Annotated in this window: 19 protein-coding genes; 8 read left to right on the forward strand and 11 right to left on the reverse strand. The window is 68.8% G+C overall.

Annotation, left to right across the window (positions count from 1 at the left end):
- Positions 1–149 precede the first annotated feature (149 nt).
- On the reverse strand, positions 150–1,403 hold the full coding sequence (locus tag ACQI46_RS18425) for a PE-PPE domain-containing protein (RefSeq protein ID WP_427095468.1): 1,254 nt from the start codon (positions 1,401–1,403) through the stop codon (positions 150–152).
- 957 nt (positions 1,404–2,360) lie between these two features.
- Between ACQI46_RS18425 and ACQI46_RS18430 the strand changes: the two genes are divergently transcribed.
- The gene (locus tag ACQI46_RS18430; protein ID WP_427095469.1) at positions 2,361–3,632 is read left to right on the forward strand and encodes a PE-PPE domain-containing protein; all 1,272 of its coding nucleotides are present in this window, start codon (positions 2,361–2,363) and stop codon (positions 3,630–3,632) included.
- A gap of 16 nt (positions 3,633–3,648) precedes the next feature.
- A complete protein-coding gene (locus tag ACQI46_RS18435; RefSeq protein WP_427095470.1) occupies positions 3,649–4,506 on the forward strand; it encodes an SDR family NAD(P)-dependent oxidoreductase in 858 nt (285 codons plus the stop codon).
- Here the strand turns inward: ACQI46_RS18435 and ACQI46_RS18440 are convergent.
- The 6 genes from ACQI46_RS18440 to ACQI46_RS18465 form a co-directional block, all read right to left on the reverse strand.
- Complete coding sequence (locus ACQI46_RS18440; RefSeq protein WP_427095471.1) at positions 4,486–5,655, reverse strand: alkane 1-monooxygenase; 1,170 nt, start codon at positions 5,653–5,655, stop codon at positions 4,486–4,488. The two genes, ACQI46_RS18435 and ACQI46_RS18440, sit on opposite strands and share 21 nt — an antisense overlap.
- Before the next feature lie 414 nt (positions 5,656–6,069).
- Positions 6,070–7,983, reverse strand: coding sequence for a hypothetical protein (locus ACQI46_RS18445; protein ID WP_427095472.1), 1,914 nt, complete (start codon positions 7,981–7,983; stop codon positions 6,070–6,072).
- 15 nt (positions 7,984–7,998) lie between these two features.
- A complete protein-coding gene (locus ACQI46_RS18450; protein ID WP_427095473.1) occupies positions 7,999–10,188 on the reverse strand; it encodes a malate synthase G in 2,190 nt (729 codons plus the stop codon).
- 81 nt (positions 10,189–10,269) lie between these two features.
- Entirely contained in the window at positions 10,270–11,142 is an 873-nt protein-coding gene (locus tag ACQI46_RS18455; RefSeq protein WP_427095474.1) for a 3-methyladenine DNA glycosylase, read from the reverse strand.
- The gene (locus ACQI46_RS18460) at positions 11,135–12,196 is read right to left on the reverse strand and encodes a hemolysin family protein (protein WP_427095475.1); all 1,062 of its coding nucleotides are present in this window, start codon (positions 12,194–12,196) and stop codon (positions 11,135–11,137) included. The genes ACQI46_RS18455 and ACQI46_RS18460 overlap by 8 nt, the downstream gene beginning before the upstream one ends.
- Complete coding sequence (locus tag ACQI46_RS18465) at positions 12,189–13,544, reverse strand: hemolysin family protein (protein ID WP_427095476.1); 1,356 nt, start codon at positions 13,542–13,544, stop codon at positions 12,189–12,191. The genes ACQI46_RS18460 and ACQI46_RS18465 overlap by 8 nt, the downstream gene beginning before the upstream one ends.
- 328 nt (positions 13,545–13,872) lie before the next feature.
- On the opposite strand from ACQI46_RS18465, the gene ACQI46_RS18470 reads away from it, so the two are divergent.
- The 3 genes from ACQI46_RS18470 to ACQI46_RS18480 are packed head-to-tail and all read left to right on the forward strand — an operon-like array spanning position 13,873 to position 17,535.
- Entirely contained in the window at positions 13,873–14,901 is a 1,029-nt protein-coding gene (locus tag ACQI46_RS18470) for an iron ABC transporter substrate-binding protein (RefSeq protein WP_427095561.1), read from the forward strand.
- Entirely contained in the window at positions 14,898–16,445 is a 1,548-nt protein-coding gene (locus ACQI46_RS18475; protein WP_427095562.1) for an ABC transporter permease, read from the forward strand. Before ACQI46_RS18470 ends, ACQI46_RS18475 begins: the two co-directional genes overlap by 4 nt.
- On the forward strand, positions 16,438–17,535 hold the full coding sequence (locus tag ACQI46_RS18480; RefSeq protein WP_427095477.1) for an ABC transporter ATP-binding protein: 1,098 nt from the start codon (positions 16,438–16,440) through the stop codon (positions 17,533–17,535). The genes ACQI46_RS18475 and ACQI46_RS18480 overlap by 8 nt, the downstream gene beginning before the upstream one ends.
- On the opposite strand, the gene ACQI46_RS18485 is transcribed toward ACQI46_RS18480, so the two are convergent.
- The 4 genes from ACQI46_RS18485 to ACQI46_RS18500 all read right to left on the reverse strand — a co-directional run bounded on the left by ACQI46_RS18485 (position 17,488) and on the right by ACQI46_RS18500 (position 21,839).
- Entirely contained in the window at positions 17,488–18,924 is a 1,437-nt protein-coding gene (locus tag ACQI46_RS18485) for a GuaB1 family IMP dehydrogenase-related protein (RefSeq protein ID WP_427095478.1), read from the reverse strand. The genes ACQI46_RS18480 and ACQI46_RS18485 overlap by 48 nt on opposite strands.
- A 23-nt stretch (positions 18,925–18,947) precedes the next feature.
- Positions 18,948–20,408, reverse strand: a complete 1,461-nt coding sequence (gene gndA / locus ACQI46_RS18490) for an NADP-dependent phosphogluconate dehydrogenase (protein ID WP_427095479.1) — start codon at positions 20,406–20,408, stop codon at positions 18,948–18,950.
- Positions 20,409–20,478: 70 nt separating this feature from the next.
- The gene (locus ACQI46_RS18495; RefSeq protein WP_427095480.1) at positions 20,479–21,408 is read right to left on the reverse strand and encodes a M56 family metallopeptidase; all 930 of its coding nucleotides are present in this window, start codon (positions 21,406–21,408) and stop codon (positions 20,479–20,481) included.
- A gap of 14 nt (positions 21,409–21,422) precedes the next feature.
- Positions 21,423–21,839, reverse strand: a complete 417-nt coding sequence (locus ACQI46_RS18500) for a BlaI/MecI/CopY family transcriptional regulator (protein ID WP_427095481.1) — start codon at positions 21,837–21,839, stop codon at positions 21,423–21,425.
- Positions 21,840–22,071: 232 nt separating this feature from the next.
- Here ACQI46_RS18500 and ACQI46_RS18505 point away from each other — a divergent pair, with 232 nt between their 5' ends.
- The 3 genes from ACQI46_RS18505 (at position 22,072) to ACQI46_RS18515 (ending at position 23,815) form a co-directional block, all read left to right on the forward strand.
- Positions 22,072–22,845, forward strand: coding sequence for an iron reductase (locus ACQI46_RS18505; RefSeq protein WP_427095482.1), 774 nt, complete (start codon positions 22,072–22,074; stop codon positions 22,843–22,845).
- Between the two features lie 200 nt (positions 22,846–23,045).
- Positions 23,046–23,459 carry a PaaI family thioesterase gene (locus ACQI46_RS18510; RefSeq protein WP_427095483.1) on the forward strand — a complete coding sequence of 138 codons (414 nt, stop codon included), beginning with the start codon at positions 23,046–23,048 and terminating at the stop codon, positions 23,457–23,459.
- 53 nt (positions 23,460–23,512) lie between these two features.
- Entirely contained in the window at positions 23,513–23,815 is a 303-nt protein-coding gene (locus tag ACQI46_RS18515; protein WP_427095484.1) for an urease subunit gamma, read from the forward strand.
- Positions 23,816–23,817: the final 2 nt, after the last annotated feature.

Here is a 23,817-nt window from a genome sequence, read left to right on the forward strand (position 1 = left end):
CATCTACGGTACCTCACAGCAAATAGGTCTATGACCACGCAATCGTAGGCCCGACGGTGCATTGGCGCGCTCTGGAGAGCGCCGGCGGCACACGCCACGAAGCCCCGGCATGCTGCCGGGGCTTCGGGCCTGTTCGGAGCCCGGGGAGGTCACTCCGACGAGTCTGACGAACTCCGCCGATCCGACCGCGAGCGGTCCGACGAACCCTTCGACGACGAGGACCGCGCCGAGCTCTTCTCGCTGACGGAGTCCGTGCTCACCGCCAGATCGGCGTCCAGATCGGCGTTGCCGTCGAGGTCTTCGGCAACCACGTCCTCGGCCGCATCGGTCACTGCCTCATCGTTGGCAACGTCTTCTGTGGCAACGTCTTCTGTGGCAGCGTCTTCTGTGGCAGCGTCTTCTGTGGCAGCGTCTTCCTCGACCGCCGTGTCGACGTTCGACTCCTCGGTGTCGGAAGTCGCGTCGTCTTCGTCCGCCGCCTGCTCGAGGACCGGTGCAGCGGTCGAGGCGCTACGCCGCGCGCTGCCGGTGTCGGCGTCGTTGCGCTTGTAGCCCTTGTCGATCTTCGCCTTCAGTTCGGCCTCACGCGGCGCCAGGAAAGGCAGCAGCTGCACCAGCGGCAGTCTTTCCGTGGGCACCAGGAAGTGCTTGGTCACGCCACCGGATTCGTTGATCGTCTCGGTGATGTTCTCCGCGGGAATGGCTTCGTAGTCCTTGAACATCACGGGCACGTGGACGACGATGCCGCCGGCGATCGCATTGACCACAGCCAGGACGTTCCACCAACGATCCGGGAAGTCGGCCATTCCGTCGTACTCGCCGGTGATGACGTGGATGTCGTACTTCACCTCGGGCGCAGGCTGATAGGTGTAGTCGTAGCGCGGGTTGTACCGGGCGTCCTTGATCAGTTCCTGACGGCTGGAGTCGGCTACCAGTACGAACCGGATCTCGTCGGCCCCAACGGCGTTGGGATCGGCGGCCATCTGGCGGAGCACCTCGTTGACCACCAGCGAACCGGCCGAGAGCCCGACCACGGTGACCTTCTCGCCGTTGACCACGTTGCCGTTCGCGTCGCGCTCCAGCAGAGCGAGCTGTTCGTTGATGGCGGCCGTGAGACTCTGCATGCCCGCGGTGATCGACTGCCCCAGCGTCGGATCGTCCTTGCCCGTGTAGGGGCCGGCGGCGGCGGGCCACTTCGCATCGCGAAGGATGTCGTGATCGTCGGCGAGCTTACCGCCCAGCAACTGCGAGATGACGATGGGATGAACCTCGGGCGTCGCCAGCCCGCCGATCACCACCGCTGAACTCAGCGCTGATCCCGGCGCGGCGGCAGACAACGCCAAGGCTGCTGAAGCAAAGGCTGCGCCACATGCCAGGCCGGCTTTGCGAATGCTCTTCCGCATGATGACTCCCCGATTTGAACCAATGAATTGACCTCGCCGTTATCGACGCGACAGATGAATATTGCTCCTCCTTCGTGATCGGTGCAGCAAAAACTCAAAAATTTTAATTACCGCAGTTCTAGCAATTGGTCGCTCAATTGCCAGTGCGCGAGGTAATGGGTTTACCGCTAATTTGTGCCGAATTGTCGACGACACCTGGCTTCGCCGGCGGAGTACCCGCGGCATCTGCCATATAGCCGCATGTCATGGCCAGATGCTCGGTGGTCACCGCGGCTCCCAGTGTGACCGGTCGGCGGTCCTTTGTGGCTGCATGTTGCGGTCCAAGCGACACTAAAGCACCGTATATAAGCATAGCTTGACAGAGCCGTAGCTAAGTTATGACACCGAGCTGTCAAAAATATCCAGCACACGGCTGCTATGACCGCACATCTCGGAGGACGCCGAGGTGTGACTCCGCCGGTTCGCCCGAATCGTGATGTTGCGCGCCCGATCGCCTCCAGCTGACCGCCACGACGCACGCGGGCGCTCCGCAAACCACCTGGAGGCCAGGTGCGGACGGCAGTGGTCCGACGAGATCCCACGGGCATGCCCGCCCGCCCACCGCCGAAAGCGGACGAGGCCCGGCACTTTGTTGAAATACCCTCGTGCACAATGGGTTTCACGGCCAGCGTGCGAAGCTGATGCTACAGCAGTTGCCCCGAACGAACCCGGCCCGCTCCGCGGCTGGTGAGCCATGCTCGATAGCCGAAGGCGCTCAACCCCTGCAATGACTGGACTATTCGGATGCAGTCGGTTTGCTGTAAGCGTGCAGCAAGAGCCGCGCTGATGTACGGTGCTTCTCGGTCGCAGTAGAGCGGTGCGCGGCAAAGCTCAGCGAACGCGTCGTGCTGTCCAAAAGCAGTGTTGCAGGTCGGCACGCGGATTCGTCAGGTCGGGATTGAGTTGAGGGGACGGTCCGTGAAACAGGTGATGAAGGCCGCTCTGGCCGCCGCGGCTTTGCCATTGGTTGCCACGCCATTGGCAGTCGCCGACGCCGCTCCGGCCCTGGCCGCGAGCAGCGTGAGCGCACCATCGTCGCTGTTGCCGCCCGGACCCGCAACGGTCCTCACACACGGTCCCTCCCCGTGGGACATGCTCGGGAATCTGCAAGGCGAGCCGTGCGCTGCGCCCAAGACCTGCCAACAGGTTCTGTACTGGTGGATCATCAGTGCGCCGGTGTACGAGATCGGCGTCGACGAAAACCTGTTCAACCTCGACACCGCAATCGACGACACCGATGGTGCCAAGATCGTCTATGCCTTCAGCGGCGGCGCCCGAATCGCCACCGCTTGGTTGACACACCGCGCCGAAGACAGCGAGGTTCCGCCGGAGGAACTGTCGTTTCTCCTGCTGGGCAACGGAACTCGCAAGTACGGCGGACTCAGCACGTCGTTCCTCGGTCCGGAGATCACCGCACCACCCACTCGTTATTCGGTTGTCGATGTCGCCCGGGAGTACGACCCGATAGCCGATTGGCCGGACGGCGATGTGAACCTGCTGGCGATGGCGAACGCTCTTGCCGCATTCAGCATCGTCCATCTGGACTACAGCGAGGTGGATCTCGACGACCCGGACAATTACGTGTGGACTGAGGACAGAACCACCTACGTCTTCGTCCCGACCAAGAACCTCCCGTTGCTCCAGCCGTTGCGTACCGCGGGCATGGACTGGCTTGCCGATCAGTGGGAGCAGCCGCTGCGTGCCATCATCGACCGGGCTTACGACCGCCCCTACCTGCCGTCGCGGCCCCAGGGGGACGACACCGACGACGGCCGGCGCGCCCTGCGCCAGGCCCGCGCCTCCCTCGCGGAGCCCACCGGTACCGGGAAGACCACCGAGGCCGACACCGAGGCCGACACCGAGGCCGAGGCCGACGAGATCGATACCGCCGACACCGGACCGGATCCGGAATCCGGTGCCGCAGAACAACTCCCGACCGACGACGACCCCCTTGCAGTGGTCGGCGATGAACCAGAATCCACCCAGGCCGGGCCCAGGCACCGCAAACCGCTCAACGGCGTGACCAGGGCCCTGCGCGGGAAGTCGCTCGAGCGCGGCGCCGCAGATGCCGCAGATGCCGCAGATGCCGCAGATGCCGCAGATCGTAAGACGGCCCGTGCATCCGACGCCGGCAGCGGCGGCTCCGATCGCGGCCGGGACCGCGGCGACGACCGCGGCAGCCAGGCCTGAGGGCTATCCTTCCCGGGTGACTTCGACAAACAGCTCGTCGCTGAAGGGCAAGGCCGCGTTCATCACCGGTGGCGCATCTGGCATCGGCGCCGCGCTCAGCGCCAAGCTGGCCAGCGAGGGTGCACAGGTGTGGATCGCCGACCGGCAGTTCGACGTCGCCGAGCGACTCGCCGCGAGGCTGCGCGACACCGGCGCAGCCGTCCAGGCGGTCCAGCTCGACGTGCGTGACGCGGAGGCGTTCGAGCGCGCCATCGCCTCGGTCGTGCAATCGTCGGGTCGCATCGACTACCTGTTCAACAACGCCGGCATCGGGATCGGTGGAGAGGTCGACACGCTCACCCTGGAGGACTGGTCCGACATCATCGACGTGAACCTGCGCGGCGTGGTCCACGGCATCCAGGCCGCCTACCCGACCATGATCAGACAGCGCAGCGGCCACATCGTGAATACCGCGTCGATGGCGGGTCTCATCACCACGGCGGCGCAGGCCGGCTACTCGGCGACCAAGCACGCCGTGGTGGCACTGTCGAAGACCGCGCGCGTGGAGGGCGCCACCCACGGCGTCCGGGTATCGGTGCTGTGCCCGGGCGTGGTGCGCACACCGATCCTCGACGGCGGGGTGTACGGGCGCAACAAGACCATCAGCAAGGAGAACCAGCGCAAGCTGGGGGAGACGTTGCGTCCCATGGACGCTGACACGTTCGCCGACCGCGCATTGCGGGCCGTCCTGCGCAATCAGGCGATCATCGTCGTGCCCGGCTGGTGGAAGGCCCTCTGGTACCTCGAGCGACTGTCGCCGGCGCTGTCCATGCGAACGGCGGGGGTGGCCCTGCAGCGCACCAGGGCGGCGCAGTCAGCTGTACCGCTGGACTAGCTTCTCTTCTTTCCGGGGGCTCAGCGCCGCGCGCCGGACGTCGCCGCCGTAGTGGGCCACGACGCGTCGGTCCATCACCCGTCGCCACAGCGGCGGAAAGAAGGCCAGGACCACCATCGTGGCGTAACCCGCCGGCAACTGAGGCGCCCCGTCCGCGTGCAGCAGCGCCTGATAGCGCCGCTGCGGGTTGGCGTGATGGTCGGAGTGGCGCTGCAGATGGAACAGGAACACATTGGAGATCACCGAGTTGCTGTTCCAGCTGTGCGCCGGCTGCACCTTCTCGTAACGGCCGTTGCTGCCCAGCCGGCGCCGCAAACCGTAGTGCTCCAAGTAGTTGATGGTTTCCAACAACAGGATGCCGACGACAGCCTGACCCAGCAGCCAGGGCAGGACGGTCCAGCCGAACACCACGGCCAGCGCGGTGAACAGCGCCACCGTCAGCAGCCCGGCGTTGACGATGTCGTTGCGCACATTCCACGGTGAGGTGCCGTGACGGAGCAGGCGTCGACGCTCGATGTCCCACGCCGACCGGAAGCTGCCGACGATGGACCGACAGAAGAACTGGTAGAGGTTCTCGCCCAGACGGGCGCTGGCGGGGTCCTCCGGTGTGGCCACCCGTGCGTGGTGGCCACGGTTGTGCTCGACGAAGAAGTGGCCGTAGCCGCTTTGCGCCAGCGCCACCTTGCTGAGCCACCGCTCCGAGTCGGCGCGCCGATGCCCGAGTTCATGGGCCGTGTTGATGGCCACTCCGGCGATTCCGCCGACGGTCAGCATCAGGCCCGTCTTGTCGGCCACGTTGAGGGTGACACCACCGCCGCCGCTCCAGAGCCAACATGCGAGAACCAAGGACAGGTACTGAGCCGGCAGATACAGATAAATCGCCCACCGGTAATACCGGTCCTGTTCCAGATGCTGCAGGGCGCTGTCGGGCGGGTTCTCCGAATCGCTGCCCACCAGGTAGTCCAGCAGGGGAATGACGAACACGGTCATGATCGGACCGGACCACCAGAACAACCCTGATCCGGTGACCGTGGCGCCGAGCCACGACGCCGGCACCAGCACCGGAATCACCAGACCGAGCAGCCAGACGTACCGCTTACGATCCCGCCACCCGCGGGAGAAAGTCGTTAGCTGACCGGCAGTGGCCATCTGAGGATGCCGTGCTGACATCGTGCGCGGAGCCCCCCTCCAAAGCCGAAATTTCTTCGATTTTCGCAGCCCATTGCGACAGATCGATAACGCGGTCATACCATTGCGACGCGCCAACGAGCAATATGGCGAGCGAACCAGCCCTCGCGGAAACGGCGTTGCTCGCCAGTGTAGCCAAGCCTACCCAAATCAACAGCGGACCAAGCGTCTCCACCTGGGCGCGTCACCCCGCTGAATACTCGCTATGGGGCGCGACATGCCGAACAGGCAGACCGTGCCAGAATCGAGCGCGAGCGCCGGGTCCGCCGCAGCCCACCGGTGCGACCGTTCACCGATCACGCCGAGGCGTTGCCATGAAGATCTCCCAGCAAACCGGCTGAGCGGACTCACACGGTCATGACCGGCATCAGCTGGTCAGGACAACAGCTCCGCTATCGCCGACGCCAACTCGGGCGAGTCCGACGTCGCCAGGTTCCGGTACTGACCGCCCGTGGTCTTCGCCACGCTCTCCCACGTCGCGCGGTCGGCATCCTCGCCGAAGTCGATGACGTTGACCGCGACGGGCCGCTCGGGATCGAACGCCCCGCTGATGTACTGCTGCAGCCCGGCCGCACCGAGCGTGCGGTCGGTGTGCGGCCCTGCGGTGATCACCAGCACGGAGTTCTTCTGTCCCTCCCGGTACCCGGCGGAGGCATCCGTATAGACCAACCGCAGTGTGGTGAACGACACCGCGCCGCCGCTGGAGGCGGTCTGGTCATCCAACGAGGCAGTCAGCGCATCGGAGCGGGGCCGGCCGTCGACCGGTTCGGCCAGCGCGCCCGAACTCACCACGGAGCGCCCGGCCACCCCGTCGAACGTCCACAACCCGACGCCGGAGTCGGGCGGCAGCGCCGACAGCCGAGCCTTGAGGGCGTCGACGACGTTGGTCAGCCGGGAGCGCCCGCCTTCGTCGGTGGCCATCGACTGGTCGAGCATGATCGTCACCGTCGGCGCCTGGACCGGACTGGTGAGGGTATCGGCGATGGTGGCCCGCATGGCGACGTCACCGATGTTCAGCGGTGTGTCCACCGCGGCGAAGTCGACGACGTCGCTTTCCGGCGGCTCCTGTCCTTCCACCCGGAAGCCGGCCCTGCTGAACTCGCCGAGCTGTTCGGGCTTGCGCAGGAATCGCGCGAACTCACTGGCCGCGGTGACCTGTTCCTGGCTGAGCCAGTCCCCGGACAGCAGCACGGTGGGGAAGTCGGCCACCGGGGTCGGACCGGCCGGACGCCACGCGACGACCTTGGCCGCGGCATCCGGTAGCGATGCGGTGCGCTCGAACAGTTGCTGTTCGGTGGTGACGACCGCGTGTACCGGTGCCGTGCGTGCGTCGTCGGCCTCGATCAGTGCGTCCAGCGCGGTTGCGGCGGTGCCGTCGGCGAGCTCCGGCGCCCCGGACATCAGGCTGCTGACCGCCCCCAGTCCGGCGCTGGCCGGCGCCCCTTGCGGCGCCGCACCCGTGGCGACGGCTTCGGCGGCCAGGTAGGCCGCGTCGGCGTCGCGCTCCAGAGGCATCGCCAGCCGCAGATTGCCCCAGCCGGGCAGTCCCAGCCCGTCGAGCGCGGCGGGGTCATTCTGCAGACGGGGCAGTGCGGCCCACGTCTGGTCGGCGAGCGCGTCCTTCAGTGCGGGTGCGACGGCGAGCACGACAGGCGAACTGACCAGCGACCGGCTGTCGCTGACCACCTCTGCACCGGTGGCGGCCTCGAGCCGGGCATCGGAGGCCGTGCTGGCCGGGATCCACAGCGCGGGTCGCTCACCGAGATCGGTGGGCCACTCGTCGCGCAGACCACCGACGACGGCCGATGAATCCGATTCGGCCACATCGACTTTGACGCACCGATCACCGACGGGCGCGGCGGTGTCGTTGTATCGCTGCGCGAGACCGCGCACGGGTTCGGCAACAGCGGGGTCGACGACGACGGAGACGCCGACCTCACCTTCGACGCAGCGCGCGGCCGCGGCGTCCGATCGGCTCGACAGCGCATCGCCGAAGAAGCGCCAGAGGATGACCGCACCGACAACCACCACGACGGTGACCAACGCGACGATGACGCCGACGCTGACGCCACGCCGCGCGGGCGTGACCGCCCGGTGGCTGCCGGTCCATTCGCCGGCGTCCCACTCACGGCTGCGCGGAGCGGCCGGTGTCTGCTCGGCGTACGAGTCGGCGTCCTCGGCGGCGGGGCCGGTGTCACGGTCGGACGGACCGAACGCGAACCGTTCGGTCTGGGAATCCTCCGGGAGACCGCCGGACTCCTCGGGGTCGGGAAGGCTATGTCGTCCCATGCCGGCCCGCTCCGCTCATACCGCCTTGCCCGCTTTGTACTCTCGACGACGTCGGTGCAGGATCGGCTCGGTGTAGCCGTTGGGTTGCGCGCCACCGGCCAGAATCAGTTCCTGGGCCGCCTGGAAAGCCACACTGTCCTCGAAATCGGTTGACATCGGCCGGAATTCGGGGTCCTTGGCGTTCTGCTGGTCGACCACCTCGGCCATCCGGCGCAGGCTGGACTTCACGTCGTCCTCGGTGATCACACCGTGGCGCAGCCAGTTCGCCAGGAGCTGGCTGGAGATGCGCAGCGTCGCGCGGTCCTCCATGAGCGCGACGTCGTGGATGTCGGGCACCTTCGAACAGCCGACACCGGCATCGATCCACCGCACCACGTAACCCAGGATCGACTGGCAGTTGTTGTCGACCTCCTCGCGGATCTCCTCCGGCGCCCAGGCGAGCTCCTTGGCCAACGGAATGGTCAGCAGCTGGTCGATCGATGCGCGGCGCTTGCCCGCGAGCTCCTCGTGCACCGCGAACACGTCGACCTCGTGATAGTGCATGGCGTGCAGCGTCGCCGCGGTCGGCGACGGCACCCAGGCCGTCGTGGCGCCCGCCTTGGGCTGGCCGATCTTCTGCTCGACCATGTCGGCCATCAGGTCGGTCATGGCCCACATGCCCTTGCCGATCTGCGCCTTGCCGGAGAAGCCGGTCTCCAGACCGATGTCGACGTTCTGGTCCTCGTAGGCCTTGATCCAGTCGGTGGACTTCATCGCGCCCTTGCGGATCATCGGGCCGGCTTCCATCGAGGTGTGGATCTCGTCGCCGGTACGGTCGAGGAAGCCGGTGTTGATGAACGCCACGCGGTCGGCGGCGGCCTTGATGCAGGCCTTGAGGTTGACCGTGGTGCGGCGCTCCTCGTCCATGATGCCGACCTTGATGGTGTTCTGCGGCAGTCCGAGGACGTCTTCGACGCGGCTGAACAGCTCGCAGGTGAAGGCGACCTCGTCGGGGCCGTGCATCTTGGGTTTGACGATGTAGATCGACCCGGTCCGGCTGTTGAGCAGCGGGCCGTTGGCGTCGCCGCTGCGCAAGCCGTGGATGCCGATCAGGCTGGTGAACAGCGCGTCCTGGATACCTTCGGGCACCTCTGTTCCATCAGCGTCGATGATTGCGTCGTTGGTCATCAAGTGGCCGACGTTGCGGACGAACAGCAGGCTGCGCCCGGGCAGCGTGACCTCGCTCGAGCCGTCGGGCCCGGTGTAGGTGCGGTCGGAGTTCAGGACGCGGGTGAACGTCTTGTCGCCCTTGCTGACCTCTTCGCTCAGGTCACCGCGGTTCAACCCGAGCCAGTTGCGATAGCCCAGCACCTTGTCTGGGGCGTCGACGGCCGCCACAGAATCCTCGAAGTCCATGATCGTGGTGACGGCGGACTCCAGCACCACGTCCTTGATGCCGGCTTTGTCGGTCTTGCCGATGGGGGACTCGGCGTCGATCAGGATCTCGACGTGCAGGCCGTTGTTGACGAGCAGCACCGCGGTGGGGGCGTCGGCGTCACCGAGGTAGCCGACGAACTGTTCGGGGGCCGCCAGCCCGGCCGATCCGCCGTCGTCGAGCGCGGCGGCGACGCGACCGTCGGTCACGGTGAGCCCGGTGATGTCCGACCACGAACCGGACTCCAGCGGCACGGAGTTGTCGAGGAAGCGGCGCGCGTAGGCGATGACCCGGTCACCGCGCACCTTGTTGTAAGAGGTGCCCGGCTCGGCGCCGCCGTCGGTGGGGATGACGTCGGTGCCGTAGAGCGCGTCGTAGAGCGATCCCCACCGCGCGTTGGCGGCGTTGAGCGCGAAGCGTGCGTTGAGGATCGGCACCACCAGCTGCGGGCCGGCGGTGGTGGTGATCTCGTCGTCCACCCCGGCGGTGGTGATCGTGAAGTCTTCCGGCTCGGGCTGCAGGTAGCCGATGCTGGTCAGGAACTGCTTGTACTCCTCGGCGTCGAACGGGCCGATGACCCGCGCCCGGTGCCACCTGTCGATCTGGGCCTGCAGATCGTCGCGACGCGCGAGCAGGTCCAGGTTCTTAGGCGTCAGATCGGCGACGACCTTGTCGACGCCGGACCAGAAGGTGTCGGGGTCGATGTCGGTGCCGGGCAGCGCCTCGGTGTTGATGAAGTCGTACAGCTCTTGGGCGACGCGCAGGTTGCCCACCGTCACGCGATCGGCCATGGTTCCTCCCTCGTGTGCACGCGCTCGCGGCGCCTGCAATCTCCGGTGTCGTCGCACCAGCTTACCCAGCGGTAACAGGCGCTACGCCGGGGCCGCAGCGTCGCGCAATGCGACACACTGCGACAGCAACCGCGCGCGCAGCGGGGCAGCCCGCTCGCTGACCGCCTGCTGCGCGGCGGCGTATTCGCGCCGACCCGAAGGGGTTTCGACGGCAATCGGCTCGAATCCGAAGCCGCGCAGGTCGTAGGGGCTGGCGCGCATGTCCAGCACACGCGCTTCGACGGCCAGCTCGAAGCAGTCCAGCACCAGTCCGGTCTCGATCAGCGGGCCCAGCTTGAACGCCCACTTGTACAGATCCATGCCGGCGTGCACGCAGCCGGGCTGTTCGAAGCCGGCCTGCGACTGCCGCGTCAAGGCGTACTGGTTGCGCCGGACCGCGGGCTCGGTGAAAAAGCGGTAGGCGTCGAAGTGGCTGCAGCGCAACGGCATCGACTCGACGACGGCGTCGGTGTCGTCGGCGGAAAGCCGCATCGGCACGCTGCCGTGGCGCACCGTCGGCGACCGGTAGACCATCGCCCACTCGTGCAGGCCGAAGCAGTTGAACCGGGCTGGTCGCGAGGCGGTGGCGGCCAGCAGGTCGGCGATGAACGCCACACTGCCGGCGCGCGCGTGAAGATACTCACTGCCGACGGTGACGCCGTCGCCGCAGGCGGTGTACCCGGTGCGCGGGAGATACCGCCGTGCCTCGTCGCCGACCAGGACGGTCCCGTAGCCGGGATGCCACCACCGCAGCTGTCGAGGTCGCAGGCTGTAGTAGGTGAACAGGAAGTCGTACACCGGGTGGGCCCGACCTGCCCGCCGCTCGCGCAGCACCGGTTCCAGCAGGGCATCGGCGCGGTGTCGATGGGCGTCGGCGCGGGGCAGCCAGGTACCCGCGGCGAGCCGCTCACACACGATGGGTGCCGTCGCGGACCGTCCCGACCAGGTCCTCGACGAGGTCTTCCAGGGCGACCATCGCGCTGACCGTGCCGTCGGCACCGGTCACCAGCGCGAGGTGGCTGTTGGTGCGGCGCAGCCGGGACAGCGCGTCGGGCAGCGGCAGCGACGCCGGCACCTGCGGGAGCGGCCGCACCATCGCCGAGTCGACCACCGCGGAGCCGTCCGGTGTGCTGGTGACCAGCGGCAGCACGTCCTTGATGTGCACGTAGCCCAGGTAGGCGCCGGATTCGTCGGCGACCGGGAAACGCGAGTAGCCGGTCTCGCGCAGCGCTTCTTCGAGGGCGCCGACGGTCGGGCCGCGGCCCGGCGCGGCGACCGGGACCGCGCGGATCCGGTGCAGCGGCAGCGCGACGTCGTTGACGTTGCGGTTGCGGATCTGCAGGGCTCGGGTCAGCCGGCTGTGCTCCTCGGGGTCGAGCAGGCCCTCCGAGAGCGACTCGGCGATCATCTCGGACAGCTCGACGGTCGAGACCGTGACGTCGAGCTCGTCTTTCGGTTGGACGCCGAAGCTGCGCAGCGTGATGTTGGCGCACCAGTTGTAGAACGCGATGAACGGCCGGGCCGCCCGGATGTAGACCAGGTAGACCGGGATGAGCAGCATCGCGGTCGACTCGGGACCGGCGATCGCGATGTTCTTGGGCACCATCTCGCCCAGCAGCACGTGCAGGGTCACCACGATCGACAACGCGACCAGGAACGACACGGTGTGCAGCAGCGCGTCGGGGATACCGAGCAGGCCGAACGGTTTCTCCAGCAGATGCGCGACCGCAGGCTCGGCGACGCGACCGAGCAGGATCGAACACACGGTGATGCCCAGCTGGGCGCCGGCGAGCATCAACGACAGGCGTTCGCCGGCGCGGATGACGGTGACGGCGCTGCGTTTGCCTTGCTCGGCCAGCGCTTCGAGGCGGTCCCGCCGTGCCGAGATCAGCGCGAACTCCGACGCGACGAAGAATGCGTTGGCCGCCAGCAGCACGAACGTCAGCAGCACGCCGAACAGGTCACCCATGGCGCTCTCCGTTGCGTCCGAGTTCGGTCAGCCGCAGCTGGTCGATGCGCCGTCCGTCCATCCTGACCACGGTGGCGCGCCACCGGACCGGGTCCTCGACGGGTCCGTCGGGGTCGAACGCGGTCAGTTCGACCGACTCGCCTTCTTCGGGGATGTGGCCGAGTTTCTCCAGCACCAGTCCGCCGATGGTCTCGTAATCGCCTTCGGGGGCGCGGAACTCGGTGTTCTCGGCGACCTCGTCGATGCGCAGCAACCCGGAGACCTGCCAGCCTCGGCCGGCCTGCACCACGTCGGGGGGTTCGACGTCGTGTTCGTCGCGGACGTCGCCGACGATCTCCTCGATGAGGTCCTCGACGGTCACCATCCCGGCGGTGCCGCCGTACTCGTCGACCACCAGCGCGGTCTGCAGCCCGTTGGCGCGCACCTCGGACATCACCGCGTCGCCGTCGAGGGTCGAGGGCACCTTGTTCACCGGCTGGGCCAGGTCTGCCAACCGGGTGGCGGCGCGCTCGTGCTGCGGCACGGCGAACACCTGTTTGACGTGGACGACGCCGATGGTCTCGTCGAGGTCGCCGCGGATGACCGGGAAACGGGAATGCCCGGTCCGTACCGCGGCCTCGCTGAGGTCGAGCACGGTGTCACCGGCTTCCAGGGTGTCGATCTTGGACCGCGGCGTCATGAGTTCCTCGGCGGTGCGGTCACCGAACTGCAGGGACCGGTCGACCAGCACCGCGGTCACCGGGTCGAGCGAACCGCTCTGCGCCGAGGACCGCACCAGCGACACCAACTCCTGTGGTGAACGCGCCGAGCGCAGCTCCTCGGCCGGCTCGATACCCATGCGACGCAGGATCCAGTTCGCGGTGCCGTTGGTGAGCCGGATCAGCGGCGTGGACAGGAACGAGAACATCAGTTGCGGTCCCGCCGAGGCGCGCGCGGTCGGTACGGGGCGGGCCACCGCGAGGTTCTTCGGTACCAACTCACCGAACACCATCGAGATCGACGTCGCGATGAGGATGGCCAGCGCCAGCGACAGCCCACTGCTGATGTTCTCGGGCACGCGCAGCGCCGTCAGGCCCGGCGCGATGAGCCGTGCCACGACGGGTTCCGCCAGGAACCCGGTGGCCAGCGTGGTGATCGAGATGCCGACCTGGGCGCCGGAGAGCTGCGTCGAGAGGGTGCGGTGGGCCCGCTGCACGAGTTGGTCTCGGCGGTCGCCGCTGCGGGCGTTGGCGTCGACGGTGCTGCGTTCGAGCGCGGTGAGCGAGAACTCGGCGGCGACGAACACGGCGGTCCCCGCGGTCAGCAGCCCGAACGCCACCAGGGACAGCAGGGACATCGCGACGTTCACCGCGGCGCTCCGAAAGCGGCGGGTGGGTCGTCGGGGGAGCCGGGCCGCGTGCCCGGCCGGCTAGAAGAGGGTTCGGCTTCGCACGACTCGTCGGGCGGCTCGGTGTGCACGGCCGGCTCGGCCGAGCCTGCGTCCAGTGCCTGCGGCACCTGGTCCCTTTCGTCGTGGCGCGGTGGTGATCCCTCACATGCTAACGGAATCGCCGTCGACGCCCGCGCTGGAATCCGATTCGGTGAGGCTGCCCTCACCCGGTGGGGTAGGTTGCGCACAAGGTGACCGAGTGCGCGACCGGCTGTTCCGGAGAGCGCTGCTGTGGAAGGGCGCGCAGATGACGAGAAGGATCTCCCGGTGGGCGGGCGCGGTCGGCATGGCGGTGGCCATGCTGGCGTTCACCGCGTGCGGGTCCCAGTCCGAGGATCAGGACGGCAACAAGATCGTCGTGTACTCCGGACGCAGCGAGGAACTGGTGGCGCCGCTGCTCGAACAGTTCACCACCGACACCGGAATCGAGGTCGAGGCCCGCTACGCCGGATCGGGCGAGATGGCGGCGCAGCTGCTGACCGAGGGCGACAAGTCACCTGCCGATGTGTTCCTGTCCCAGGATGCCGGTGCGCTGGGTGCGGTGTCGAAGGCCGGCCTGCTGGCTCCGCTGGACCCGGCAACGGTCCAGGCCGTGGCGCCGCAGTTCGCCGCGTCCGACGGCACCTGGGTCGGGGTGTCGGGCCGCGCCCGGGTGATCGTCTACAACCCGACGCTGGTGCCCAACCCGCCCGACACCATCGACGCGCTGCTGGCGCCGGAATGGAAGGGCAAGATCGGGTTCGCCCCCAGCAACGCGTCGTGGCAGGCGTTCGTCACCGGTCTTCGGGTGCTGCGCGGCGACGACGGTGCCGAACAGTGGCTGCGCGCGTTCAAGGCCCAAGAGCCGCAGTCCTTCGAGAACAACGTCGCGGTCCGCGACGCCGTCGATGCCGGTCAGATCCCGTTGGGTCTGGTCAACCACTACTACCTCTACGAGCTGATCCACGCCAAGGGCGCCGACGCCGTGACGGCGCAGAACAAGTTCATGGCCCCCGGCGACCCCGGCGGTCTGGTGAACGTCGCCGGGGTCGGCGTGCTGAAGGCGGCACCGAATCCCGAAGGCGCGCAACGGTTTGCCGCGTATCTGGTCGGGGAGTCGGCGCAGAAGTACTTCGCCGAGGAGACCGCGGAGTATCCGCTGGCCGCCGGGGTGGCGCCGTCGGCGGACATGCCGCCCCTGGCTTCGCTGCAGCCGCCCGCGGTGGACCTGTCCGACCTCGACGACATCGAAGCCACCCAGGAGCTGCTGGTCAACACCGGTCTGCTGACCAACTGACCGTGGCGGACACCGCGGGCCGCCGGCCGCCCGCACTGCTGGTCCTCGCGGCCGCCGCGGTGTCCGCGGCGACGCTGATCCCGCTGGTCTACCTCGCCGAGCGCGCAGCGCAGCGGGGCTGGTCGTTCGTGTTCGACGAGGTGATGCAGCCGCGCACCGCGGCCCTGGTGGGCCGCTCGCTGCTGCTGGTCACGGTGGTCACCGCGGCCTGTGTCGTGCTCGGTGTCGCGCTGGCGGTCCTGGTGACGCGCACCGACATCAGGGCCCGGCGACTCTGGGCGGTGGCTCTGACGCTGCCGCTGGCCATGCCCAGCTACCTCTTGGCGTACCTGTGGGTGTCGGTGTATCCGACGGTGGCCGGATTCTGGGGATCGGCTCTGGTGCTCACCCTGGTCAGCTATCCGCTGGTGCTGCTGACCACGATGGCCGCGCTCGCGCGCGTCGACCCGGCCCAGGAGGAGGTCGCCCGATCGCTCGGCCTGGGTGGTTGGGCGGTGTTGTTCCGGGTGACGTTGCGCCAGTCGCGTGCGGCGATCGCCGCCGGCGCGCTGCTGGTCGCGCTGTATGTGCTCAGCGATTTCGGCGCCGTGGCGGCGATGCGCTTCGAAGCGTTCACGTGGGTGATCTACGGCGCCTACCGATCCGGGTTCAACCCGTCGCGCGCCGCGGTGCTGTCGCTGGTGTTGATGGTGTTCGCGCTCGCGCTGGTGGTGGCCGAGCACCGGGTCCGCGGGCGTGCGTCGGTGTCCCGGGTCGGCGGCGGGGCGCCGCGCCCGGCGCCGCTGAACCGGCTGGGCGGGTGGGGCCCGCTCACCCTGGTGATGCCGGCGGCCGTGCTGATCGCCGCGCTGGTGATTCCCGGTGTGGCGCTGGCCGACTGGTTGCTGACCGCGGGTCCGCGCTGGGACAGCGCGCAGTGGTTCGACGCGTTGGGGTCGACGGTCTGGCTGTCGGCGGCCGCAGCGCTGGCGTCCTCGGTCGCGGCGTTGCCGCTGGGTGTGCTGGCCGCGCGGCACCGCGATCGCGCCACCCGCGCCCTCGAAGGGGTCAGCTACGTCGCCCACGGCCTGCCGGCGATCGTCATCGCGATCTCGATGGTGTCGCTCGGGGTGGTGCTGCTGCGGCCGATCTATCAGCGGGAGCCGTTGCTGATCCTGGCCTATACCGTGTTGTTCGTGCCGTTGGCCATCGGTTCGGTACGCGCGGCCGTGGAGGCCGCACCGATCCGGCTCGAGGAAGTGGCCCGTGCGCTGGGCCGCACCCCGCTGCGCGCCTTCGGCACCGTGACCGCGCGGGTCGCCGCTCCGGGCATCGCCGCCGGCGCTGCGATGGTGCTGTTGACCTGTATGAAGGAACTGCCGGTGACCCTGCTGCTGCACCCGACCGGGACCGACACCCTGGCCACCCGGCTCTGGGGTTACAGCTCGGTCAGCGACTACGCGGCCGCGGCGCCGTACGCGGTGGCGCTGCTCGCGTTCGCGGCCGTCCCGACCGCCGTTCTGGGGTTCTGGAGCACGAGCGCCGGTGGGGTGCGCAGTGACTGAGCCGGTCGCGGCCGCGGTCTCCGCAGAGGCGGTCCGCAAGTCTTTCGGTGAGCGGCCGGTGCTCGCCGGGGTGGATCTGGCCGTCCCGGCCGGCACCATCACGGCGGTCCTGGGGCCGTCCGGGTGCGGGAAGACGACCCTGCTGCGGATCCTGGCCGGGTTCGAGGAGCCCGACGGCGGAGTCGTGCGGATCGCCGGCCAGCTCGTCGCCGGGGGGACGTCCACGGTGCCGGTGCACCGGCGACGCGTCGGGCTGATGCCGCAGGAGGGCGCGTTGTTCCCGCACCTGAGCGTCGGCGAGAACATCGCGTTCGGGATCAACCGGCAACGCCGCGACGAGGTCCGGTCGCGGGTCGAGCACTGGCTGGGTGTGGTGGGGCTCGAGGGTCGGGCCGACGCGCGCCCGCACGAATTGTCCGGGGGGCAGCAGCAGCGGGTCGCGCTGGCGCGGGCGCTGGCGGCTGCGCCGCGCGTGTTGTTGCTCGACGAGCCGTTCGCCGCGCTCGACGCCGGGTTGCGGGTCCGCGTGCGCGAGGACATCGCGGCGATCCTGCGCGACACCGGAACGACGGCGGTGCTGGTCACCCACGACCAAGCCGAAGCCCTGTCACTGGCCGACTCGGTGGCGTTGCTCATCGACGGGACGGTGGCGCAGCACGGGACGCCTTCGGAGCTCTACGATCGCCCGGCCACGCTGACCAACGCCCGGTTCATCGGCACCACCATCGAGGTCCCGGGCATCGCCGACGCACAGACGGTGCACACGGCGCTGGGTCCGCTGCGGTCGCGGCTGCCGGTTTCCGACGGTGCGGCGCTGGCCGTGCTACGGCCGGAGCAGCTGAGGATCGGCGACAACTCGGCGGGCGCGCCGGCCACCGTCACGGTGCTGCGCTTCTACGGCGCCGAGACCGTGGTGGCGGCCCGGCTCTCCGACGGTGCCACGATCGGCGTGCGCCACGCGGGACGACCCGATCTGCGCCCGGGGGATTCGGTCACCGTCGAGGTGGTCGACGCCGACGACCGCGGTGTGCTGGCCTATCCGTCACCAACCGGTGGGCAACGGGTGTCCCTCAGCGAAGCCGGCCGCTGACTGCACGCCGAGCACCACCTTCTCGTGCAGCTCGGGCAGCGTGGTCGCACCCACATAGGTGCAGGTGCTGCGGACGCCGGAGGTGATGTGGTCGATCAGGTCCTCGACGCCGCCGCGCGCCGGGTCCACACTCATCCGCGATGTCGAGATGCCCTCCTCGAACAGCGCCTTGCGGGCCCGGTCGAACGCGCTGTCGCCGGCGGTCCGCGCGGCCACCGCCCGCTTGGAGGCCATGCCGTAGCTCTCTTTGTACGGCTGGGCGTCGCGGTCGTGCATCAGGTCGCCGGGGGACTCGTAGGTGCCGGCGAACCACGAGCCGATCATCACGTTGGACGCGCCCGCGGCCAGCGCCAGCGCCACGTCGCGGGGGTGCCGGACTCCGCCGTCAGCCCACACGTGACCGCCGAGTTCCTTTGCCGCGGCGGCACATTCGACGATGGCGGAGAACTGGGGCCGGCCGACGCCGGTCATCATCCGGGTGGTGCACATCGCGCCGGGGCCGACGCCGACCTTCACGATCGACGCGCCCGCGTTGATCAGGTCGCGGGTCCCTTCGGCCGACACGACGTTGCCCGCCGCGAGCGGCAGGCCCAGATCCGCCGAACGCACGGCTTCGATCGCGTCGAGCATCTTGCGCTGGTGGCCGTGAGCGGTGTCGATGACCAGCAGGTCGACCCCCGCCTCGGCGAGGTCGCGGGCCTTGGCGGCGACGTCACCGTTGATGCCGACCGCGGCCGCGATGCGCAGCCGGCCGCGGTTGTCGACGGCGGGGGAGTAGATGCCGGCCCGGATCGCGCCGGTGCGCGTCAACACGCCGGCCAGCGTGCCGTCGGCCTGGGTGAGCACCGCGATGTCGACGGGCGCGTGTTCGAGCAGGTCGAAGATCTTGCGCGGCTCGGTGCCGACCGGCGCGGTGACCAGGTCCGGCAGCGCGACGTCACGTACGCGGGTGAACCGGTCGACGCCGCGGCACACCGCCTCGGTGACCAACCCGATCGGCCGGTTCTCGAACAGCACCACCGCCGCGCCGTGCGCGCGCTTGTGGAGCAGGGCGGCCGCATCGGACACCGAGTCGTCCGGCGCCAACGTCACCGGGGTGTCGACGACGGTGTCGCGGCTCTTGACGAAATCGACGGTGTGGCTGACCGCCGACGGCGGCAGGTCCTGCGGCAGGACGACGAGGCCGCCGCGGCGCGCGACGGTTTCGGCCATCCGCCGGCCCGCCACCGCGGTCATGTTCGCGACCACCACCGGGATGGTGGTGCCCGAGCCGTCGACGGTGGCCAGGTCCACGTCGAAGCGCGACGCCACGTCCGAGGGCCCCGGCATGACGAACACGTCGTCGTAGGTCAGGTCGTACGGCGGCCGGTGGCCCTCGAGAAAGCGCATGTCTCCACCCTAGTGGCGGAAAATCAGGCCTCGACCTCGCTGCGGTCGCCGCTCCACAGGATGTGGAACCGCTTGTCACGGTCGGCGTCGATCCGACCGTAGGTGTGGGCGCCGAAGTAGTCGCGCAGGCCCTGGGTCAGCGCCGCGGGCAGGCGTTCGGTGCGCAGCGCGTCGTAGTAGGACAGCGCCGAGGCGAAGCCCGGGATCGGGATACCCAGCTGCGTGGCGGTCACCACCACGCGCCGCCAGCTGTCGATCGCGGCTTCGATCGCGTCGCGGAAGTACGGATCCACGATCAGCGTCGGCAGGTCCGGGTCGTTGTCGAAGGCGTCCTTGATGCGGTTGAGGAACTTGGCCCGGATGATGCAGCCGCCCCGCCAGATGGTCGCCATGTCGCCCGGGGTGATGTCCCAGTTGTACTCGGCCGATCCGGCCTGGATCTGGTTGAAGCCCTGCGCGTAGGCGATGATCTTCGACGCGTACAGCGCCTGGCGGATGTCCTCCACGAATTGCGTTGCATCCGAGGGTTTTCCACCGAGGTCCCCGGAGGCCAACCCGGTGGTGGCCTGACGTTGGGCTACCGACCCCGACAGCGCGCGGGCGAAGACGGCCTCGGCGATGCCGGTCACCGGCACGCCCAGATCGAGTGCGGACTTCACCGTCCAGCGGCCGGTGCCCTTCTGCTCGGCTTCGTCGAGGATGAGGTCGACCAGCGGTTTGCCGGTCTTGGCGTCGTTCTGACGCAACACCTTTGCGGTGATCTCGACCAGGAAGCTGTCCAGGTCGCCGGCGTTCCACTCGTCGAAGACGTCGGCGATCTCGCCCGCGCTGTATCCCAGCGCGTCGCGCAGCAGCTGATAGGCCTCACCGATGAGTTGCATGTCGGAGTACTCGATGCCGTTGTGCACCATCTTGACGAAGTGACCGGCACCGTCGGGTCCGACGTGGGTGCAGCATGGCACCCCGTCGACGTGGGCGGAGATCTCCTCGAGCAGCGGCCCGAGCGACTCGTAGGACTCCGCGGGCCCACCGGGCATGATGGACGGCCCGAGCAGCGCTCCCTCTTCACCGCCGGAGATGCCCGCGCCGACGAAGTGCAGACCGCGCTCGCGGATCGCCTTCTCGCGGCGGATGGTGTCGGTGTAGAGCGCGTTGCCGCCGTCGATGATGATGTCGCCGGGCTCCATCGCATCGGCCAGTTCGTTGATCACCGCGTCGGTCGCGTCGCCGGCCTTGACCATGATCAGCACCCGGCGGGGCTTCTCGAGGGCGTCGAGGAATTCGCGGATGGTCTCGGTGCGCACGAAGTCGCCCTCGCTGCCGTGCTCGGCGATCAGCGCGTCGGTCTTGGCCACCGACCGGTTGTGCAGCGCCACGGTGTAGCCGTGCCGGGCGAAGTTGCGGGCGATGTTGGAGCCCATCACCGCCAGACCGGTCACCCCGATCTGTGCGGAGCCGGTTGCAGCCTGCGAAGACGACGTCATAGAGGGAAGCCCTTTCGAATCCGGTTACGGCACACCTTGAGGCGTCGCGCGACGCCTCGGGAAGCTTCGGTCACGCGAGGAACAGCCGGTGCAGCTCGGTCAGCCAGGGCACCGCGAAAGCCAAGGTCGGCACGACGAGCACGGCTGCCGCGGCGGCATATGCTCCGGCGGCGTGGAGCCGGCTGTTGGGGGCGCCGCCCAGGCGTCGTACGCGCACCAGCGTGGACGGGCCGCCGGCGGCCAGCGCTCCGCTCGGGGCACGCCCAGAGGCACACGCGACCAGCGCGCGCGCCAGCGGTCGGGGGCCGGTGGTGCGCACTGCGGCGTCGTCGGCGAGCAGCTCGATGAGCAGGCGCACCGCGGTCAGCGCGTTGTCGCTGCGTACCCAGCGCGGGAACGCGGCGCGCACCGCGGTGAACATCTCGAGCACCAGGTCGTGCCGGGCGCGCAGGTGTGCGTGTTCGTGGGTCAGGATGGCGGTCATCTCGCTGTCCGACAGCGTCTTGACCGCGCCCTCGCTGACGACGACGCGCTGGCGTACCCCGGGCAGGCAGTAGGCCAGCGGCTGGTCGATGTCGAGGATGCGCAGGTCTTGATTGGCCAGCGGATGCGAGGTGCCGACGAGGTCGACGACCATCCGATGGTGGGCCCGGCGGCGGCGGGTCGCGATCGCGACCTGCAGGATCGACACGATCAGGCGTGCACCGACCACGAGCGTGAGGGCGAAGACGCTGACGTAGATGGTCCACAGCGGCCAGCCGAGTGTGGCGATGGAGCTGGTCACCGTCGCGGTGGGGCGGCCGTCGGGGCCCGGTTGCAGGAGGCGCAGTGCGATCGCGATGCCTGCGGAGAACGCGGACAGTACCGCGGCCAGCGCTACCGACTGCCAGAGGACGATCGCCGCGCGGGGCGCGCGTTGCGGCCATGTGGCTCGCGCCAGCAACGCGGGCACCGGACCTGACAACAGCAGGGCGATGATCGTGAAGGCCAGCGCGGACACGCCGATAGTGTCCCTCAGCCGGTACCGGATTCGCCAGCGGGTCGCGCGGCGCGGTGCTTGCCCTCGAGCTCGGACAGCGCGCGTCGCAGGGCGGCGGCCTCATCGGCGCCGACCCGCTCGACGAAGTGCACCAGAGCGGCTTCGCGGCTGCCGAAGTCGGCGGCCTGGTCCAGCGCGTCGACCATCAGGCCTGCGACGAGTTCGTCGCGACCGTGTGTCGGGGCGTAGCGGTGCGCACGGTCGTCGCGGTGCTGGACCACCAGATTCTTCTTCGCGAGCCGTTGCAGAACCGTCATGACGGTCGTGTAGGCGAGGTCCCGATGAGCCGACAAGGATTCATGGACCTGACGGACCGTCTGCGGTTCGCCGGCGGACCACAGGTGGTCCATTACGGAGCGTTCGAGCTCTCCGAGGCGAGTCAGCTTGGCCATCTTCCGTTCATCTCCTACGGGCGGTGGTCCAAAGCGTACTACGGACGTACTACCGCGTGTCGTATCGACGGCACGGACGGGCCCGCGACCCCCCGAAGTCGCAGCTCCAGCGGCCGCGCGGGGCCGGTGGTGGGCCGTTTCGGACACGCTTGTGAGTCCAGTCACAGGGGGTGGCTCCTTCGAGGCAGATGACTATAGTAAGCCTAACCTAACTGACGGAGAGGGAGGTGTCATGACGGTCGTCGTCGACGATCCGCTCATCGCGAGCATGGCCATCACCAGGCCGCTGCCACTGCACGAATCCAGTCGACGACTCCGCGAGCTCTACGCGGCCTGCCCCCGGGTCTACGGCGTGGCCGTGATGGGTGATCTGTCCCGGCGGCGCTGGTGGCCGTTGGCCGAACTCGTGACCACCGACCGTCTGTCCCGGATGTTCGAGGCCGGCCTTGCCGAGACCGACAGCGCGCCCGCGGTCGCCCAGCAGTTGGCCGCCACCTTCGCACACGTCGTCGTCGGCCGCGTCGTCCCGCTGTTGGTCCTCGAGGGGCGGGCCTGGGACACCGGCCTGGAGAACCTGTGGGCGCATGTCGACTCCGAGGGTGCCATCGACTGGGTCGGGGTGAAGGACCCGACCGTGCGGGCCCTGCCCGACGACCCGTACTTCGGTGGCCGCGACTGCACCGGCCGCTTCATCGACGAGGGGATCGTGGCGCTGCCCAGCGAGGCCGCCCTGACCACCTGGGTCGCCCACCGCAGCCACCGCGCACTGGCCCCGCTGTTCCTGCGCCTGGCCGAGGTCAGCAGCGGCGCGATGCCGGTGTCGGCGATGTGGCACGTGGTCGGCGGCACGGTCGTCGGCGCGGCGACCCAGATCCCGCTGCTGGCCGGTTCCAGCGAGGTCGTCAGCATGCGTCGCGGACAGGCCGTCCTCGATGCGTTCGTCGGCTTCGGCCTCCCGGTCCGCGGCACCTCACGAACCAATCCGACGAAGGTATTGCTTAATTAGGCAAGCCTTGCCTATCCTGATGAACAGCGGAACACAGTTCCGCGGAGATGTACCACCGGACCGAGCCGGAGTCCTGAGGGCTGCAGAGACCCCCGGTCCACACCAAGGACGGGCCCCACGCCGAACGGCGTGGGGCCCGTCTGCATTTCGCGACGACCCCCGCGCGCCCCGGTGCCCGCTACGCGTGTAGACACGAGCCCGTGAGTACCCAACGCCCCGAAGGCCGTCCGGATGATCTCGGAAAAGGCTTCGACAGCGAGCTCGGCCTGCAGTACCTGGAAGTGACACCCGACGGGGGACGCGCCGAGCTGACCATCCACGACAAACTGCTGCAGCCGTGGGGAATCGTGCACGGCGGCGTCTACTGCGCGGTCGTCGAGAGCCTGGCCAGCGTCTCGGGACACGTGTGGCTGCGTGAGAACGGCGGCGGCACCGTCGTCGGGGTCAACAACAACACCGACTTCCTGCGCGCCATCTCCGGCGGCACCGTGACCGCGACCTCCACACCGATCCATCGCGGCCGCCGTCAGCAGTTGTGGCTGATCACCATCACCGACGAGGACGACCGCACTGTCGCGCGAGGACAGGTCCGTCTGCAGAACATCCCCGACTGACTCGAGGTGGCGTGCGCTGCTGAGCGCCCGATGTCGTGGCAGGATCGCCCACTATGCGTTTGACCCCGCATGAACAAGAGCGGCTGCTGATCTCGTATGCCGCCGACCTCGCTCGCCGCCGCCAGGCCCGCGGCCTCAAACTCAACCATCCCGAGGCGGTCGCGGTGATCACCGACCACATCCTCGAAGGCGCCCGCGACGGCCGGTCCGTCGCCGAGTTGATGGTCAGCGGACGCGAGGTGCTGCGCCGCGACGAGGTGATGGACGGCATCGCCGACATGCTGCACGACGTCCAGGTCGAGGCGACGTTCCCCGACGGCACCAAGCTGGTGACCGTCCACCAACCCATTTCGTGAGG

It is taken from the genome of Mycobacterium sp. SMC-4 (assembly GCF_050205565.1).
Classification (GTDB): domain Bacteria; phylum Actinomycetota; class Actinomycetes; order Mycobacteriales; family Mycobacteriaceae; genus Mycobacterium.

Excerpts from the sequence above, each read along its gene's own strand:
- ACQI46_RS18425 (WP_427095468.1), bottom strand. The coding sequence starts at position 1,403 with ATGCGGAAGAGCATTCGCAAAGCCGGCCTGGCATGTGGCGCAGCCTTT.
- ACQI46_RS18440 (WP_427095471.1), bottom strand. The coding sequence starts at position 5,655 with ATGGCCACTGCCGGTCAGCTAACGACTTTCTCCCGCGGGTGGCGGGAT.
- ACQI46_RS18445 (WP_427095472.1), bottom strand. The coding sequence starts at position 7,983 with ATGGGACGACATAGCCTTCCCGACCCCGAGGAGTCCGGCGGTCTCCCG.
- ACQI46_RS18450 (WP_427095473.1), bottom strand. The coding sequence starts at position 10,188 with ATGGCCGATCGCGTGACGGTGGGCAACCTGCGCGTCGCCCAAGAGCTG.
- ACQI46_RS18460 (WP_427095475.1), bottom strand. The coding sequence starts at position 12,196 with ATGGGTGACCTGTTCGGCGTGCTGCTGACGTTCGTGCTGCTGGCGGCC.
- ACQI46_RS18470 (WP_427095561.1), top strand. The coding sequence starts at position 13,873 with ATGACGAGAAGGATCTCCCGGTGGGCGGGCGCGGTCGGCATGGCGGTG.
- ACQI46_RS18485 (WP_427095478.1), bottom strand. The coding sequence starts at position 18,924 with ATGCGCTTTCTCGAGGGCCACCGGCCGCCGTACGACCTGACCTACGAC.
- gndA (WP_427095479.1), bottom strand. The coding sequence starts at position 20,408 with ATGACGTCGTCTTCGCAGGCTGCAACCGGCTCCGCACAGATCGGGGTG.
- ACQI46_RS18500 (WP_427095481.1), bottom strand. The coding sequence starts at position 21,839 with ATGGCCAAGCTGACTCGCCTCGGAGAGCTCGAACGCTCCGTAATGGAC.
- ACQI46_RS18505 (WP_427095482.1), top strand. The coding sequence starts at position 22,072 with ATGACGGTCGTCGTCGACGATCCGCTCATCGCGAGCATGGCCATCACC.
- ACQI46_RS18515 (WP_427095484.1), top strand. The coding sequence starts at position 23,513 with ATGCGTTTGACCCCGCATGAACAAGAGCGGCTGCTGATCTCGTATGCC.